The following is a 345-nucleotide window of genomic DNA, read 5'->3' on the forward strand; positions in this document are numbered from 1 at the left end:
GAAATCACCTACCAGCACGCCCGGGTCCTCACCGACGAATGCACCGGCCTGCCCCACGCCGGGACCACCGCCCTCGAAACCCACTTCCTCACCCCCACACTCCCGGACCCCACCCTCCCTGATCCTGCACTCCCTGATCCTGCACTCCCGGACCCGATCGATGTGGCTGATCCTGCAGGCGCTGACCCGGCAGACCCGCTCCTTACACCTTCTCCCGATCCGGCCGCTGGCAGTGTCCTGGCCGGGCGGTGTGTGGCGGCGGGGCTGGTCCCGGGACGGTTACGGGCGAAGGTGCGTTCCTGGCGCGAACGCCACCACCCCGAATCGATTGAGGAACGCCACGTC

General features: G+C 68.7%; 1 pseudogene. It reads left to right on the plus strand.

The window, feature by feature from the left end:
* Positions 1 to 3: 3 nt before the first annotated feature.
* A pseudogene (locus tag ACU18_RS20050) lies at positions 4 to 345 on the plus strand (hypothetical protein); the annotation flags it as partial.

Source organism: Arthrobacter sp. ZBG10 (genome assembly GCF_001238605.1).
Lineage (GTDB): Bacteria > Actinomycetota > Actinomycetes > Actinomycetales > Micrococcaceae > Arthrobacter.